The sequence below is a fragment of the Streptomyces sp. NPDC088261 genome (assembly GCF_044740805.1).
Lineage (GTDB): Bacteria > Actinomycetota > Actinomycetes > Streptomycetales > Streptomycetaceae > Streptomyces.
Map to the genome: position 1 here is coordinate 376,691 of NZ_JBIURL010000005.1, position 16,316 is coordinate 393,006.

Consider the following 16,316-nt stretch of genomic DNA (forward strand, 5'->3'; position numbering starts at 1 on the left):
TCTCTGAAGGATCTGACGAAGCCGGGCCGAATCCGCTGTGGCCGCCGCGAGTGCGGCGGAGGCAGCAGAACCCCAGAATCAGCCACCAAGGAGACCGAACCGTGAAGAGCGCCGTGGAGACCCTGAACCCGACTCGGGTTCGGCTCACAGTCGAGGTGCCCTTCGAGGAGCTCAAGGACAGCCTCGACGCGGCGTACAAGAAGATCAACCAGCAGGTCACGGTGAAGGGCTTCCGCAAGGGCAAGATCCCGGCCCGGGTCATCGACCAGCGGTTCGGCCGTGGTGCTGTGCTGGAGGAGGCCGTCAACGACGCTCTCCCGAAGTTCTACACCGAGGCCGTCAACGAGGGTGAGCTGAACGTCCTCGGCCAGCCCGAGGTCGACATCACCGAGCTCAAGGACGGCGAGCTGCTGTCCTTCACCGCCGAGGTGGACATCCGCCCCGAGATCGAGATCCCGGACTACTCCGGCATCGAGGTCACCGTGGACGCGGTCGAGGTCACCGACGAGGACGTCGACAAGTCGGTCGAGCAGCTCCGCGACCGCTTCGCGACCACCAACGTGGTCGAGCGCGCCGCCGCCCAGGGCGACGTCGTGTCGATCGACCTGGAGGCCAAGGTCGACGGCGAGGTGCTGCCGGACGGCGTCGCCAGCGACGTGTCGTACACCATCGGTTCCGGCGAACTGCTCGACGGCATCGACGAGGCCGTCATCGGCCTGGAGGCCGGCGGCGAGGCCACCTTCACCTCCGAGTTGAAGGGCGGCGCCGCCGAGGGCCAGCCCGCCGAGGTCACCGTCAAGGTCCTCACGGTCTCCGCCCGCGAGCTGCCCGAGCTGGACGACGACTTCGCCCAGACGGCGAGCGAGTTCGACACCCTCGAAGAGCTCAGGGCCGACAGCCGCAAGCGCCTCGAGAACATGAAGCAGTACGACCAGGCCACCCAGGCCCAGGAGCGGGTCCTCGAAGAGCTGCTGAAGCTCGCCGAGGTGCCGATCCCGGAGAAGCTGCTCGCGGACGAGATCAACACCCGCAAGCACAACCTGGAGCACCACCAGCTCGGTCAGATGGGCCTCGACCTCGCGAAGTACCTGGAGATCCAGGGCAAGACCGAGGAGGAGTTCGAGGAGGAGACCAAGGAGCAGGCGGTCAAGGGCATCAAGACCCAGTTCATCCTCGACGAGCTGGTCAACAAGGAGAAGCTGAACGTCAGCCAGGAGGAGCTCACCGAGCACCTCATGCGCCGCGCCCAGTCCTCCGGCATGTCCCCGGACCAGTTCGCCCAGGCCGTCGTCGAAGGCGGCCAGGTGCCGATGCTCGTCGGCGAGGTCGCCCGCGGCAAGGCGCTCGCCGTGGTGGTCGAGTCCGCGAAGGTAGTCGACACCAACGGCGAGACCGTCGAGCTGGACGACGACGAGGAAGACGAGACCGGCCAGACGGTCGAGGCGGCCGCCGCCCCGGCCGGGGACGCCGCCCAGGGCGACGACGAGGGCACGGCCGAGAAGGCCGACAAGACCGACGCCTGATCCGCCCCGCAGGCCGCACGTGAGGACGGGCCCCGGACGCGACACGCGCCCGGGGCCCGCCCCTTCCGCCGGGCGGACACCCACCGCCGCCCGCCCAGGAGCGCCCCTGAGGGCCCCCGGACGACCCCGGAGGCACCCGCGAGGGCCCGGGCGTCCCCCAGGCCCTCCCAGGGCCGTACGGAGCCCCAACTGCCTTGCGCTCCCAGCGAACAGTCACGGAAGCGGGATGGCCCTCGCCGACCAGCGCGTTAGGGTCCATGAATACGAGGGCTGGGGAGTTCCCCGACCCCCGGAACGAAGACGCTGAGACGGCCGCAGCCGTCAGAGACGAGCAGGTGGATACGTGACGAATCTGATGCCTTACGCCGCCGGTGAGCCGTCCCTCGGTGGTGGCCTCGGCGACCAGGTCTACAGCCGACTGCTCGGAGAGCGGATCATCTTCCTCGGCCAGCAGGTCGACGACGACATCGCCAACAAGATCACGGCGCAGCTCCTCCTCCTCGCGGCCGAGCCCGAGAAGGACATCTACCTCTACATCAACAGCCCCGGTGGATCCGTGACGGCCGGCATGGCCGTCTACGACACCATGCAGTACATCCCCAACGACGTGGTCACCATCGGCATGGGCATGGCGGCCTCCATGGGCCAGTTCCTGCTGACCGGCGGCACGGCCGGCAAGCGCTTCGCGCTGCCCAACACGGACATCCTCATGCACCAGGGCTCGGCGGGCCTCGGCGGCACCGCCTCCGACATCAAGATCCAGGCCCAGCAGCTCCTCCGTACGAAGAAGCGCATGGCCGAGATCACGGCCCGCCACACCGGCCAGACCGAAGAGGCGATCATCCGCGACGGTGACCGCGACCGCTGGTTCACCGCCGAGGAGGCCGTGGCCTACGGCATCATCGACGAGATCATCAGCGCCGCTTCGCACGTTCCGGGCGGCGGCGGCACCGGGGCCTGAGCCCCGCGGCCCCCGCCCAGGACCAGCCCCCGCAGCCCCGCCCAGCGAACGCCATCAGGATGGTGAACACCCACATGAACAACAATCCCGCGAGTTACTCCGCGAGCGGCCTCTACACCGGCCCGCAGGTGGACAACCGCTACGTCATCCCGCGCTTCGTGGAGCGCACCTCGCAGGGCGTGCGCGAGTACGACCCGTACGCGAAGCTCTTCGAGGAGCGCGTGATCTTCCTCGGCGTGCAGATCGACGACGCGTCCGCCAACGACGTCATGGCGCAGCTCCTGTGCCTGGAGTCGATGGACCCGGACCGCGACATCTCGATCTACATCAACAGCCCCGGCGGCTCGATGACGGCCCTCACGGCCATCTACGACACGATGCAGTTCGTGAAGCCCGACATCCAGACCGTGTGCATGGGACAGGCCGCCTCCGCCGCCGCCGTGCTGCTCGCCGCCGGCACCCCCGGCAAGCGACTGGCCCTCCCGAACGCGCGCGTCCTGATCCACCAGCCGTCCAGCCAGACCGGCCGCGAGCAGCTCTCCGACCTGGAGATCGCGGCCAACGAGATCCTCCGGATGCGCGCGCAGCTGGAGGACATGCTGGCCAAGCACTCGACGACGCCGATCGAGAAGGTCCGCGACGACATCGAGCGCGACAAGATCCTCACCGCCGAAGACGCACTCGCGTACGGCCTGGTCGACCAGATCGTGTCGACCCGCAAGACGACGGCCGCTGCCGCGGCCGCCTGAGGCTCCCGGCGCCCTCGGCGCGGGTCGCACGGGTCATGGTCGGACGCCGCGTACGGTACGGCGGAGTCCCACGACCTTGTGAACCGCGCCAAGGGGGGCCCGAACGGGGGCCCGGGCAAGGTACCGTCGGATATGAGGCACAGGAGCCGCTGAACCAAGCTGCTCCCAGGCGAAGGGGAAGCACCTCGTGGCACGCATCGGTGATGGCGGCGACCTGCTCAAGTGCTCGTTCTGCGGGAAGAGCCAGAAGCAGGTGAAGAAGCTCATCGCAGGTCCCGGTGTCTACATCTGCGACGAGTGCATCGATCTCTGCAACGAGATCATCGAGGAGGAGCTGGCGGAGACCTCCGAGGTGCGGTGGGAGGAACTGCCCAAGCCTCGGGAGATCTACGAGTTCCTGGAGGGGTACGTCGTCGGGCAGGAGCCCGCGAAGAAGGCCCTCTCGGTGGCGGTCTACAACCACTACAAGCGCGTCCAGGCCGGCGAGAACGGCGGCGGGGCGGGCCGCGACGACGCGATCGAGCTCGCGAAGTCCAACATCCTGCTGCTGGGCCCCACGGGCTCCGGCAAGACGCTGCTCGCCCAGACGCTGGCGCGCATGCTGAACGTCCCGTTCGCCATCGCCGACGCGACGGCGCTGACGGAGGCCGGCTATGTCGGCGAGGACGTCGAGAACATCCTGCTCAAGCTGATCCAGGCGGCCGACTACGACGTCAAGAAGGCCGAGACCGGGATCATCTACATCGACGAGATCGACAAGGTCGCCCGCAAGAGCGAGAACCCGTCGATCACGCGCGACGTCTCGGGCGAGGGCGTCCAGCAGGCCCTGCTGAAGATCCTGGAGGGCACGACGGCCTCGGTCCCGCCGCAGGGCGGCCGTAAGCACCCCCACCAGGAATTCATCCAGATCGACACCACGAACGTCCTGTTCATCGTGGGCGGCGCCTTCTCGGGCCTGGAGCGGATCATCGAGTCGCGGGCCGGCGCGAAGGGCATCGGCTTCGGTGCCACGATCCGCTCGAAGCGCGAGATCGAGGCGAGCGACCAGTTCCAGGAGGTCATGCCGGAGGACCTGGTGAAGTTCGGGATGATCCCCGAATTCATCGGCCGCCTCCCGGTCCTGACGTCGGTGCACAACCTGGACCGCGAGGCGCTGCTCCAGATCCTGGTCGAGCCGCGCAACGCGCTGGTGAAGCAGTACCAGCGCCTCTTCGAACTCGACGGCGTGGAGCTGGACTTCGACCGCCCGTCGCTGGAGGCGATCGCCGACCAGGCGATCCTGCGCGGCACGGGCGCCCGCGGGTTGCGCGCCATCATGGAAGAGGTGCTCCAGTCGGTGATGTACGACGTGCCGTCCCGCAAGGACGTGGCGCGGGTCGTCATCACGGAGGACGTGGTCCTCTCGCACGTGAACCCGACGCTGGTCCCGCGCGAGCCGCGCATCGTCAAGAACGACGGCCGCCACGAGAAGTCCGCGTAACCACCGAGGCCCCAGAAGGCGGTCACCCGGTGCACGACAGGGGCGCCCGGCCGGTTCACACCGGCTCGGGCGCCCCTGTCATGTGGCGGGTGGGCGTCAGAGCTTGACGCGCACGTCGTTGCGCAGCTTGGCGGCGATGGCGGCGGCGTCCTGGAGCGGCGCGCTCTTGCCGCTCACGGCGTTCGCCACCTCGACGTAGGTGACGGAGGCGACCGTGCTGTGGTCGCCCCAGATGCACATCGGGAAGGAGATCTCCGCGGGGCCGCCGGCGGCGGCGCCCGAGTCGTCGGTCTTCACCTTGATCTCCTGGCACTTCATGACCGCGCCGTCGAGCCCGGCCGGCGTGAACGCCTCGGGGCTGCCGACGAGGGTGCCGATGGAGCTGGTGTCCGCGTCCTTCTCGGACTGCGTCTTCAGGTACGCGAACATCGCGTCGACCGTCTTCTCCGGGTCGGCGATCTGGCCGTACGCGCCGCTGAAGGTCAGCACCTTGCCGGCCAGCGGGTTCGCCTCGTCCCCCGACTTGTAACTGGCGCTCGCGTCCTTGGCGTTCTTGACCCCCCACTTCTCGGCGTCCTTGAGGTCGCTCTCGCTCATGCCGGTGTCGCCGCTCTGCGCCTTGTCCTTCTTGTACGTCCCGCCGATCACGGTCTCCGGGGCGCTGAGCCGGTGCGCGCCGTCGTCGGCGACGGAGGACCCCCCGTCACCGCCGTCCCGCGTCACGAAGTACGCGCCCCCGGCTATCACCGCGAGAGCCATCACGACCACGCCGACGACCAGCCCGGTCCGCTTCTTGGGGGCGGGGCCCGGAGGGGGCGGGAAGGAGCCGCCGCCGTACGGAGGCTGCTGCGGCTGCTGCCCGTACGGCCCCGGCTGCTGCCCGGGCTGCCCGTACGGTCCGGGCTGCTGCTGGCCCGGCTGCTGCGGGTAGCCGTACCCGGGCTGGGGCTGCCCCTGCGGCGGGACCCCGGGCTGCTGCGGGTAACCGTAGCCGGGCTGCGGCGGACCCTGCGGCGGCTGCTGGCCGTAGGGACCCGGCTGACCGTACGGCCCTGGCTGCTGGGGCTGCTGCCCACCGTACGGGCCCGGCTGGTTGTAGCTCATGTGATCTGTCCCCTCCAGATGCTTTATGCGATACGAACATCCTGACGGAAGGGTCACCCCTGGGGATCGCCGGGGGCGGCACCGTTACGGAACATCTCGTTTCAGGACAGGCCCGTGACACCTCTAAACTGGGCCCGTGACCGAGAACGCTCAGCACCCGCAGCCAGCCAGCACCCCCGAACTGCCGACCCAGTACGCGCCGGCCGAGGTGGAGGGGAAACTGTACGAGCGCTGGGTAGAACGCGGTTACTTCGAAGCGGACGCGAAGAGCGAGAAGCCCCCGTACACGATCGTGATCCCGCCGCCGAACGTCACGGGCAGCCTGCACCTCGGGCACGCCTTCGAGCACACGATCATCGACGCCCTGACCCGCCGTAAGCGGATGCAGGGGTACGAGACGCTGTGGCAGCCCGGCATGGACCACGCCGGCATCGCCACGCAGAACGTCGTCGAACGCGAGCTGGCGAAAGAGGGCAAGTCCCGGCAGGACCTGGGCCGTGAGGCTTTTGTCGAGCGGGTCTGGCAGTGGAAGGAAGAGTCCGGCGGCCAGATCTCCGGGCAGATGCGGCGGCTCGGTGACGGCGTCGCCTGGTCCCGTGAGCGGTTCACGATGGACGAGGGGCTGTCCGAGGCCGTCCAGACCATCTTCAAGCGGCTGTTCGACGACGGGCTGATCTACCGCGCCGAGCGGATCATCAACTGGTGTCCGCGCTGCCTCACCGCGATCTCCGACATCGAGGTCGAGTACCAGGACGACGACGGCGAGCTGGTCTCCATCACGTACGGCGAGGGCGACGAGACCCTGGTGGTCGCGACCACCCGCGCCGAGACGATGCTCGGTGACACGGCCGTCGCCGTCCACCCCGACGACGAGCGGTACGCGCACCTCGTCGGCAAGCGGATCCGGCTGCCGCTGACCGACCGTACGATCCCCGTCGTCGCCGACACCCACGTCGACCCGGAGTTCGGCACCGGCGCGGTCAAGGTCACCCCGGCCCACGACCCGAACGACTTCGAGATCGGCCGGCGGCACGACCTGCCCAACATCACGGTCATGGACGAGCGGGCCGTCATCACCGTCCCTGGGCCCTTCCAGGGACTCGACCGGTTCGAGGCGCGCTCGGCCATCGTCGCCGCCCTGCGCGCGGACGGCCGGATCGTCGCGGAGAAGCGCCCGTACGTCCACTCCGTCGGTCACTGCTCGCGCTGCAAGACGACCGTCGAGCCCCGGCTCTCCCTCCAGTGGTGGGTCAAGGTCGCCACCCTCGCCAAGGCGGCCGGTGACGCGGTCCGCGACGGACGCGTCACGATCCACCCCAAGGAGATGGAGTCCCGCTACTTCGCCTGGGTGGACGACCTCCGGGACTGGAACATCTCGCGGCAGTTGTGGTGGGGCCACCGGATCCCGGTCTGGCACGGCCCGAACGGCGAGACGGTCTGTGTCGGCCCGGACGAGGAGCCGCCGACGGGTGAGGGCTGGAGCCAGGACACCGACGTCCTGGACACCTGGTTCTCGTCCGCCCTCTGGCCGTTCTCGACGCTCGGCTGGCCCGAACAGACCCCGAGCCTGGAGAAGTTCTACCCGAACTCGGTTCTGGTCACGGGCTACGACATCCTCTTCTTCTGGGTCGCCCGGATGATGCTGTTCGGCCTGTACGCGATGGACGGCACCCCGCCGTTCCACACCATCGCCCTGCACGGCATGGTCCGTGACCAGTTCGGCAAGAAGATGTCCAAGTCCTTCGGCAACGCGGTCAATCCGCTGGACTGGATGGACAAGTACGGCTCCGACGCGGTCCGTTTCACCCTCGCGCGCGGTGCCAACCCGGGTGTCGACGTGCCGATCGGCGAGGACTGGGTCCAGGGCTCCCGCAACTTCGCCAACAAGATCTGGAACGCCACCCGCTTCGCGATGATGAACGGCGCGACGGTCGAAGGCCCGCTGCCCGCGCCCGAACAGATGTCGGCCACCGACCGGTGGATCCTGTCGCGGCTCGGCGAGACGGTCGCCCAGGTCGACGCGTACTACGACGACTACCAGTTCGCGAAGCTCTCGGACACCCTGTTCCACTTCGCCTGGGACGAGGTCTTCGACTGGTACGTCGAGCTGTCCAAGACCACCTTCTTCGACGGCGGCGAGCAGGCCAAGGTGTCCGGCCGCGTCCTCGGTGAGGTCCTCGACGTGACCCTGCGCCTCCTGCACCCCGTCGTCCCCTTCGTCACCGAGACGCTGTGGACGACGCTCACCGGCAAGGAGTCGGTCGTCGTCGCCGACTGGCCGGCCGACAGCGGGTTCCGCGACCAGGACGCCGAGCGGGAGATCGAGCACCTCCAGCAGGTGATCACCGAGGTCCGCCGCTTCCGCGCCGACCAGGGTCTCCAGCCCGGCCAGAAGGTCCCGGCCCGGCTCGATCTGTCCGGTACGTCCCTGGCGGCGCACGAGGCGGCCATCCGCCAGGTGCTCCGGCTCCAGCTGGAGGGCGACGGGTTCCACGCGACCGCCACGCTGCCGGTCGCGGGCGCGACGGTGGGGCTCGACCTGTCCGGGACGATCGACGTCGGGGCCGAGCACAAGCGGCTGACGAAGGACCTGGGCGCGGCCGAGAAGGAGAAGGCGCAGGCGACGGCGAAGCTCGGCAACGAGGCGTTCCTGGCGAAGGCGCCGGACAACGTCGTGGACAAGATCCGTACCCGCCTGGCCAAGGCCGAGACGGACATCGAGCGGATCACCGCGCAGATCGCGGCCCTGCCGCGGGGCTGATCACCCGCGAGGCCTGATCACAGCCGAGGCACCTGATCACCCCCGTCCCCGTCCGCCGGACGCCGAAATCGGCCCGTCCGGCGGACGGGGACGGCGCGCTCCGTAGACTGGCCGTGTGAGTGAGCACCGTCCTTCCGACCAGCCCGGTGAGTACGACGAGTTTGACGAGATCGTCGGCGCCGAGACAGACCGAGACCCCGACCTCGCCGTGATCGAGGCCGGCAGCCGCACCCTGCGCGCCCAGGGCGGGCCGCGGCGTGACGAGGTGCCGTCCCGTCCCGAGGACCCCGAGGTGGACCAGGCGCTGCGCGCCGTCGAGCAGGAGCTCGCCGGGCGGTGGGGGGAGACGAAGCTCGACCCCTCGCTGGCGCGGATCGAGGCCCTGATGGACGTGCTGGGGGACCCCCAGCGCGCGTACCCGACGATCCACATCACCGGCACCAACGGCAAGACGTCCACGGCCCGCATGATCGAGGCCCTGCTCGGCGCGTTCGAGCTGCGGACCGGGCGGTACACGAGCCCGCACGTCCAGTCCGTCACCGAGCGGATCAGCCTGGACGGCGAGCCGATCCCGGCCGAGCGCTTCGTGGAGACGTACGACGACATCAAGGCGTTCGTGGAGCTGGTCGACGCGGCGCAGGAGCACCGGCTGTCGTTCTTCGAGGTGCTGACGGGCATGGCGTACGCCGCGTTCGCGGACGCGCCGGTGGACGTGGCGGTCGTCGAGGTCGGCATGGGCGGCAGCTGGGACGCGACGAACGTCATCGACGCGTCGGTGGCCGTCGTCACCCCCGTCGACCTGGACCACACGGACCGGCTCGGCTCGACGCCGGGCGAGATCGCCGTGGAGAAGTCCGGGATCATCAAGGCGGGCGCGACGGTCGTCCTCGCGCAGCAGCCGGTGGACGCGGCGCAGGTGATGCTCAAGAAGGCCGCCGAGGTCGACGCGACCGTGGCCCGCGAGGGCCTGGAGTTCGGGGTCGTCGCCCGGGAGATCGCCGTCGGCGGGCAGCTGCTGACGCTGCGCGGCCTCGGGGGCGAGTACGAGCAGGTGTTCCTCCCGCTGTACGGGACCCACCAGGCGCACAACGCGGCGGTGGCGCTGACGGCCGTGGAGGCGTTCTTCGGGATCGGCGCGGAGCACGCGCGTCCGCTGGACATGGACACGGTCCGCAAGGCGTTCGCGTCGGTCTCCTCGCCGGGCCGCCTGGAGGTGATGCGGAGCTCGCCCACGGTGGTGCTGGACGCGGCGCACAACCCGGCGGGCGCGCGGGCGGCGGCCGACGGCATCACCGAGTCGTTCGGGTTCAGCCGGCTCATCGGGGTGATCGGTTCGAGCGAGGGCAAGGACGTGCGCGGGGTGCTCGAAGCGCTGGAGCCGATCTGTACGGAGCTGGTGGTGACCCAGAACTCCAGCCACCGCGCGATGGGCGCGGACGAGCTGGCCGCCGTCGCCGTCGAGGTGTTCGGCGACGAGCGGGTGGTGGTCGAGGCACGGCTGGACGACGCGCTGGAGGCGGCGATCACGCTCGCCGAGGACGACGCGGAGTTCGCCGGGGCCGGTGTTCTGGTGACGGGTTCCGTCATCACGGTGGGCGAGGCCCGGCTGCTTCTGGGAAGGCGCTGAATTCGATGCGTACGCTGTGTGCGTCCACTCTGATCGCTGAATTCTTCGTCATCGGATTCGCCGGACTGGTCGCGATGAAGTCGGGCGATCTGTCGACGGGAACGGTCTGGACGGTCTGCGGGGTGGCGATGCTCCTGTCCGTTCTGCTCTGCGGGCTGATCACCCGCCCCGGCGGGGTGGCGCTCGGCTGGGCGTTCCACGTCGCGCTCATCGCGGGCGGAGTGGTCGTACCGGCGATGTTCGTCCTTGGCCCGGTATTCACCGCGCTGTGGTGGGCGTCGGTCCATTACGGCCGGATCATCGACGAGACGAAGGCCCGGTGGGCCGCCCAGGCGGCCGAGTCCCCGGTAGAGGCTGACGCTGCGTAAGGGGGGTCGCCGGGCGCCCTGTAGCCTCTGAGCACCCGCATCCCGCACCCGAAGGAGCCCGTACCGTGAGCCGTACGCTCGTCCTGCTCAAGCCCGATGCCGTCCGCCGCGGACTGGTCGGCGAGATCATCGGCCGCATCGAGCGCAAGGCGGGCTGGACCATCGCCGCGCTGGAGCTGCGCACGCTCGATCACGAGACGCTGGAGCAGCACTACGGCGAGCACAAGGGCCGGCCCTTCTACGAGCCGCTGGTCGCGTTCATGGCCTCGGGGCCGGTCGTCGCACTGGTGGTCGAGGGCGAGCGGGTCATCGAAGGCGTACGCGCCCTCGCCGGGCCGACTGACCCGATCGCCGCAGCGCCGGGGTCCATCCGGGGGGACTTCGGCACGATTGTCCGGGAGAATCTCATCCACGCTTCGGACTCCGAAGAGTCCGCCATTCGGGAACTGAAGCTTTTCTTCCCCGGACTTTCCTGACCGCGTGTCAGCCAAACGGCCGTGAAGCCCTGGGGCGACCGAAGGAATTCGGTCGCCCTGCGGCATATGAGAGCCGATTCCGGGAACGCAATGGTGCGAAACATCGTCACCTTTACTGAGGTGGGCCACCGCGCCGTCTGCGTGCGGGCGGCACTACGATGACCCTCCAAGCCACAGCACCCACCTCGCCCTCCTGAAAAGCCGTCACAGGCTTCGTCCGGGAAGGCCAGACGCATCCTCATGGGGAACAACATGTCGTTCATCGGCCGTGACATGGCTGTCGACCTCGGGACCGCCAACACGCTGGTGTACGTCAGAGGCCGGGGGATCGTCCTCAACGAGCCGTCCGTCGTCGCCATCAACACCAACACGGGCGGCATTCTCGCGGTCGGCGCCGAAGCGAAGAAGATGATCGGCCGGACGCCGGGCAACATCGTTGCCGTCCGGCCGCTGAAGGACGGTGTCATCGCCGACTTCGAGATCACCGAGCGCATGCTGCGGTACTTCATCCTGAAGATCCACAAGCGCCGCTATCTGGCCCGCCCGCGTGTGGTCGTCTGTGTGCCCTCGGGCATCACGGGCGTCGAGCGCCGTGCGGTCATCGAGGCATCCACCCAGGCGGGCGCACGCCAGGTCCACATCATCGAAGAGCCCATGGCCGCGGCCATCGGCTCCGGACTCCCCGTCCACGAGGCCACGGGCAACATGGTCGTCGACATCGGCGGCGGCACCACGGAGGTCGCCGTCATCTCGCTCGGCGGGATCGTCACCGCGCAGTCCATCCGGGTCGCCGGGGACGAACTGGACAACGCGATCATCCAGCACATCAAGAAGGAGTATTCGCTCCTCCTCGGTGAGCGGACCGCCGAGAGCATCAAGATCACCATCGGTTCCGCGTACGACCTCGACAAGGACGAGCACACCGAGATCCGCGGCCGCGACCTCGTCTCCGGGCTCCCGAAGACCGTGGTCATCTCCGCGGCCGAGGTGCGCAAGGCCATCGAGGAACCGGTCAACGCGATCGTCGACGCCGTGAAGACGACGCTCGACAAGTGCCCGCCGGAGCTGTCGGGCGACGTGATGGACCGCGGGATCGTGCTCACCGGTGGCGGCGCCCTGCTGCGCGGCCTCGACGAGCGACTGCGCCGGGAGACCGGCATGCCCATCCACATCGCCGAGAACCCGCTGGACTCCGTCGCGCTCGGATCCGGCAAGTGCGTCGAGGAGTTCGAGGCGCTCCAGCAGGTCCTGGACGCCCAGCCGCGCCGCTGAAACACACCGCGCCGGACACGCGCGTCCCCCGGTCCCCTCACGGGTCCGGGGGTCCCGCGGCGGGAGCCCGCTTCTCCCCGTACGGCGGCTCGTTGACCAAGCGGAACACCGACCCAGCGAAACACCGACCCAGCTGATCGCCGACACACAGGCACAACCATTCCTACGAGGAAGGCACGGCCGCCGCACGTGAGGGACACAAAGGAGAGCCGGCTGCTCCTGGTGCTGCTGATCGCCATCGCGTTCGCACTGATCACGGTGGACATCCGCGGGGGTGAGGAATCCCCGGTCGACGGCGCGCGGCAGGCAGCCGCCTCCGTCTTCGGTCCCGTCGAGAACGGTGTCGCCTCCGCGGTCGACCCGGTCGGCAACGCCATTGGAGCCGTACGGGACTCCGGCGAGCGCCACGACCGCATCGCGGCGCTCCAGCAGGAGAACACCGCGCTCAAGCAGAAGCTCGGCAGCGACGACCGCAACCGCAGCCGGGTCCGCGAGCTGGACAACATGCTCAAGAAGGCGGGCACCGGGCAGTACGGCATCAAGGGCGCCGAGGTCATCGCCATAGGAGCGGCCCAGGGCTTCTCCTGGACCGTGACCATCGACGCCGGCGCCGACGACGGCATCCGGCGCGACATGACCGTACTGAACGGGGACGGACTGGTCGGCCGCGTCACCACCGTGGGACCCGGCACCGCGACCGTCCTGCTCGCCAACGACCCGGACTTCACCGTCGGCACCCGGATGGAGAAGTCCGACGAACTGGGCTTCGCCACCGGGCAGGGCGACCGCCCGCTCGCCGTCCAGCTGCTCAACGGCAAGGCCAGGGTCAGGACGGGCGACCGGCTGGTGACCTTCGGCTCCGCCAAGGACAAGCCCTTCGTGCCCGGCGTCCCGGTCGGCACGGTCGTCCGTGTGGACCCGGCCGGCGGGGACCTCACCCGGACCGTGTACGTACGCCCGTTCGTCGGCTTCACCAAACTCGACATCGTCGGCGTCGTCGTCCAGGCGCCCCGGGAGGACCCGCGGGACACCGTCCTGCCGGCCAAGCCGAAGCCCACGCCCACCCCCACCGTCACCGTCACGGTCACCCCGTCGCCGACCGCAGGCGCCGACGCGGGGCAGATTGTCGACGAGCAGAGGTAGAGCTGATCCCCATGCGCTTCAACCGGATGCTGCTCTCGGCCACGCTGGTCGTGGTAGCCCTGGTCATCCAGGTGACCGTCCTCGCCCGCCTCCAGCTTCCCGGCGCCGTCCCCGACCTGATGCTCCTCGTCGTGCTCGCCCTGGCGTTCGTGTACGGGCATGTCGGCGGCGCCCTCATCGGGTTCTTCGCGGGGCTGCTCGCGGACCTGGCCCCGCCCGCCGACCACGCCGCGGGACGCTACGCGCTGGTGCTCTGCGTCATCGGCTACCTGGCGGGCCTGGCCCGTCCCGAGAACGGCCAGCTCAGGTCGGCGCTCGGCCCGATGGCCGTGGTCGTCGGCGCCGCCGTCGGCTCGACCCTGCTGTACGCGGGCGTCGGCGCCCTCGTCGGTGACAACGCGGCCCGCCACGTGGGCCTCGGCAGCCTGCTGTTCACGGCGGCCGTCTACGACCTGCTGCTGGCGCCGTTCACCGTCCCGCTCATCATGTGGCTGGCCAGACGCGCCGACAACGATCCGCTCTCCGAGGCGCAGAGCGCCGGGGGCGGCGGGGACGTCGCGGCCGGCTGGCTCACCACCGGTACGGGCCTCAAGATCGGGAGCCAGCGCGGCGGGCTGCGGGTCAAGGCCGCGCGCGGCCGCGCCGCCCGCGCGGGCCGTATCAAGGGGGTGAAGCGGCTGTGAGCAACATCCCGGAGACGGGCCGGACCCCCCGCGTCAAGATCCGGCTGATCGTCATCCAGGTCCTGGTGTTCTCGCTGCTGCTCACGCTCGGCGGCCGGCTCTGGTACCTCCAGGTGCGCAACGGCCAGGAGTACACGGACGAGGCGAAGAACAACCACGTCCAGCAGGTCGTGGAGCCGGCCGTGCGCGGGTCGATCCTGGACACGCGCGGGGTGCCGCTCGCGGACAACGAGACCCGCCTGGTCGTCTCGGCCAGCCGGACCGAACTGATGAAGATGCGCGACGACGGCAAGGCGGTCCTGACCCGGCTCGCCGACGTCCTCGGGGTCAAGCCCAAGGACGTCACCGACAAGGTCAGGCTGTGCGACGCGAAGACGCCGCAGCCGTGTTGGAACGGTTCGCCGTACCAGCCCATCCCGGTGACCGACGAGGCCACCACCCAGCAGGCCCTCCAGATCCGCGAGCGCACCGAGGACTTCCCCGGCATCACCGCCGAGCCCACGGCCGTCCGCCGCTACCCCGCGCCGGGTCTCGCCAACACCTCGCAGGTGCTCGGCTATCTCTCGCCGGTCACGGACGAGGAGATCACCAAGGCGCAGGACACCCTCTCGCCGTACCTGCGCTCGGACCAGGTGGGCCGCTCGGGCCTGGAGCGTACGTACGACAAGGAGTTGCGCGGCAAGGCCGGCGTGACCCGGTACGAGGTCGACAACCTGGGCCGGGTCATCGGCCAGGCGATGAGCGACGAGGCGCGGCCCGGCGCCAACGTGGTCACCTCCGTGGACGCGCGCGTGCAGGCCGTCGCCGAGTACGAACTCCACAACGCGATGAAGACCGCCCGCAAGGAGATCGACCGCAACACCGGCGTGAACTACAAGGCGGACTCCGGTGCCGTGGTCGTGATGGAGGCGAAGACCGGCCGGGTGGTGGCGATGGCGTCGCAGCCGACGTACGACCCGAACGCGTGGGTCGGGGGCATCTCGGCCAAGGACTACGCGAAACTCACCGGCAAGAAGTCCAACTTCCCGCTCCTGAACCGGGCGATCCAGGGCCAGGCGGCCCCCGGGTCCATCTTCAAGGTCATCTCCTCGACGGCCGCCGTCAACGCCGGGTACGAATTCAACGGCAGCTACCCCTGCCCCAGTTCGTACTCCGTCGGCGGGCAGGTCTTCAAGAACTTCGAGTCCCAGGGCTACGGCAGCATCACCATCGGCAAGGCGCTGGAGGTCTCCTGCGACACCGTCTACTACGGGATCGCACACAAGGAGTGGCAGAAGGACGGGGGGATGAAGCCGAAGAAGAACCCCGGCGACTGGTTCTACAAGACCGCCCACCAGTTCGGCCTGGGCAAGGAGACCGGCATCGACCTCCCCAACGAGGTCACCGGGCGGGTGCCCGACCGGCAGTGGAAGAAGAACTTCTGGAAGGCCAACAAGGCCTCCTGGTGCAAGCAGGGCAAGAAGGGCGGCACGTACGTCGAGCAGATCGCGTACGAAGGCTGCCTCGAGGGCGACCGGATGCGCGCGGGTGACTCGGTGAACTACTCGATCGGGCAGGGCGACACGCTCGTCACGCCGATCCAGATGGCGACCATCTACTCGGCCATCTCCAACGGCGGCACGCTCTTCAACCCCACCGTCGGCAAGGCGATCATCAGCGCCGACGGCAAGCGGGTCGAGGAGATCGCGCCCAGGGCGCACGGCCGCCTGCCGTTCGACCGCAAGACGCGCGACGAGATCGACGAGGCGCTGGCGGGCGTGGCGACGCGCGGTTCGGCCGCGTGGCGGTTCGGCGGCTGGCCGCAGGACAGGATCCCGATGCACGCCAAGACCGGTACCGCCGAGGTCTACGGCAAGCAGACGACCTCGTGGTTCGCCTCGTACACCAAGGACTACACGATCGTGATGACGATCTCCCAGGGCGGTACGGGATCCGGTGCCTCCGGCCCCGCCGTCCGCAAGATCTACGAGGCGATGTACGGGCTGGACCTCAAGGGCAAGCAGAACCTGAAGAAGGCGCTCATGCCCCAGCCCGCCACCGCCCTGCCGAAGATCGGCCCCGACGGCACGATCGACGCCCCGAAGGTCAGGCCGTACATGCCGGAGAAGCCTCCGGCCGACACCCAGGTGGTCGCCGGCGGCGCCGCCCCGCACGTCCGGAGGGACTGAG

13 protein-coding genes are annotated in these 16,316 nt (G+C 69.4%); 12 read left to right on the forward strand and 1 reads right to left on the reverse strand.

Annotated features, from left to right (window positions below):
- Positions 1 to 101 precede the first annotated feature (101 nt).
- The 4 genes from tig to clpX all read left to right on the forward strand — a co-directional run bounded on the left by tig (position 102) and on the right by clpX (position 4,713).
- Complete coding sequence (tig, locus tag ACIODU_RS13570) at positions 102 to 1,523, forward strand: trigger factor (RefSeq protein WP_401767276.1); 1,422 nt, start codon at positions 102 to 104, stop codon at positions 1,521 to 1,523.
- A 355-nt stretch (positions 1,524 to 1,878) separates the two neighbouring features.
- On the forward strand, positions 1,879 to 2,484 hold the full coding sequence (locus tag ACIODU_RS13575; protein ID WP_401767367.1) for an ATP-dependent Clp protease proteolytic subunit: 606 nt from the start codon (positions 1,879 to 1,881) through the stop codon (positions 2,482 to 2,484).
- A gap of 59 nt (positions 2,485 to 2,543) precedes the next feature.
- Entirely contained in the window at positions 2,544 to 3,233 is a 690-nt protein-coding gene (locus tag ACIODU_RS13580; RefSeq protein ID WP_356429912.1) for an ATP-dependent Clp protease proteolytic subunit, read from the forward strand.
- A 187-nt stretch (positions 3,234 to 3,420) separates the two neighbouring features.
- Positions 3,421 to 4,713, forward strand: coding sequence for an ATP-dependent Clp protease ATP-binding subunit ClpX (gene clpX / locus ACIODU_RS13585; protein ID WP_161311458.1), 1,293 nt, complete (start codon positions 3,421 to 3,423; stop codon positions 4,711 to 4,713).
- Positions 4,714 to 4,809: 96 nt separating this feature from the next.
- On the opposite strand, the gene ACIODU_RS13590 is transcribed toward clpX, so the two are convergent.
- Positions 4,810 to 5,817: a hypothetical protein gene (locus ACIODU_RS13590; RefSeq protein WP_401767278.1), complete on the reverse strand. Its 1,008-nt coding sequence runs from the start codon at positions 5,815 to 5,817 to the stop codon at positions 4,810 to 4,812.
- 136 nt (positions 5,818 to 5,953) lie between these two features.
- Between ACIODU_RS13590 and ACIODU_RS13595 the strand changes: the two genes are divergently transcribed.
- The 8 genes from ACIODU_RS13595 to mrdA all read left to right on the forward strand — a co-directional run bounded on the left by ACIODU_RS13595 (position 5,954) and on the right by mrdA (position 16,315).
- Positions 5,954 to 8,578 (forward strand): valine--tRNA ligase, encoded by a 2,625-nt coding sequence (locus tag ACIODU_RS13595; RefSeq protein WP_401767280.1) that lies wholly within the window; start codon positions 5,954 to 5,956, stop codon positions 8,576 to 8,578.
- 115 nt (positions 8,579 to 8,693) lie between these two features.
- Positions 8,694 to 10,205 carry a bifunctional folylpolyglutamate synthase/dihydrofolate synthase gene (locus tag ACIODU_RS13600; RefSeq protein ID WP_401767282.1) on the forward strand — a complete coding sequence of 504 codons (1,512 nt, stop codon included), beginning with the start codon at positions 8,694 to 8,696 and terminating at the stop codon, positions 10,203 to 10,205.
- A 5-nt stretch (positions 10,206 to 10,210) separates the two neighbouring features.
- Complete coding sequence (locus ACIODU_RS13605; protein ID WP_161311454.1) at positions 10,211 to 10,573, forward strand: DUF4233 domain-containing protein; 363 nt, start codon at positions 10,211 to 10,213, stop codon at positions 10,571 to 10,573.
- A gap of 65 nt (positions 10,574 to 10,638) precedes the next feature.
- A complete protein-coding gene (gene ndk / locus ACIODU_RS13610; RefSeq protein WP_161311453.1) occupies positions 10,639 to 11,049 on the forward strand; it encodes a nucleoside-diphosphate kinase in 411 nt (136 codons plus the stop codon).
- A gap of 252 nt (positions 11,050 to 11,301) precedes the next feature.
- Positions 11,302 to 12,321, forward strand: a complete 1,020-nt coding sequence (locus ACIODU_RS13615) for a rod shape-determining protein (RefSeq protein WP_041996374.1) — start codon at positions 11,302 to 11,304, stop codon at positions 12,319 to 12,321.
- A 189-nt stretch (positions 12,322 to 12,510) separates the two neighbouring features.
- Positions 12,511 to 13,464, forward strand: a complete 954-nt coding sequence (gene mreC, locus ACIODU_RS13620; protein ID WP_356429924.1) for a rod shape-determining protein MreC — start codon at positions 12,511 to 12,513, stop codon at positions 13,462 to 13,464.
- 11 nt (positions 13,465 to 13,475) lie between these two features.
- Positions 13,476 to 14,147, forward strand: coding sequence for a rod shape-determining protein MreD (gene mreD / locus ACIODU_RS13625; RefSeq protein WP_401767285.1), 672 nt, complete (start codon positions 13,476 to 13,478; stop codon positions 14,145 to 14,147).
- Positions 14,144 to 16,315, forward strand: coding sequence for a penicillin-binding protein 2 (gene mrdA, locus ACIODU_RS13630; protein WP_401767286.1), 2,172 nt, complete (start codon positions 14,144 to 14,146; stop codon positions 16,313 to 16,315). Before mreD ends, mrdA begins: the two co-directional genes overlap by 4 nt.
- Position 16,316: the final 1 nt, after the last annotated feature.

Bases quoted from the DNA above. Each gene is read 5' to 3' on its own strand.
- ACIODU_RS13575 (WP_401767367.1), top strand. From the start codon at position 1,879: ATGCCTTACGCCGCCGGTGAGCCGTCCCTCGGTGGTGGCCTCGGCGAC.
- ACIODU_RS13580 (WP_356429912.1), top strand. From the start codon at position 2,544: ATGGTGAACACCCACATGAACAACAATCCCGCGAGTTACTCCGCGAGC.
- ACIODU_RS13590 (WP_401767278.1), bottom strand. From the start codon at position 5,817: ATGAGCTACAACCAGCCGGGCCCGTACGGTGGGCAGCAGCCCCAGCAG.
- ACIODU_RS13605 (WP_161311454.1), top strand. From the start codon at position 10,211: ATGCGTACGCTGTGTGCGTCCACTCTGATCGCTGAATTCTTCGTCATC.
- ACIODU_RS13615 (WP_041996374.1), top strand. From the start codon at position 11,302: ATGTCGTTCATCGGCCGTGACATGGCTGTCGACCTCGGGACCGCCAAC.
- mreD (WP_401767285.1), top strand. From the start codon at position 13,476: ATGCGCTTCAACCGGATGCTGCTCTCGGCCACGCTGGTCGTGGTAGCC.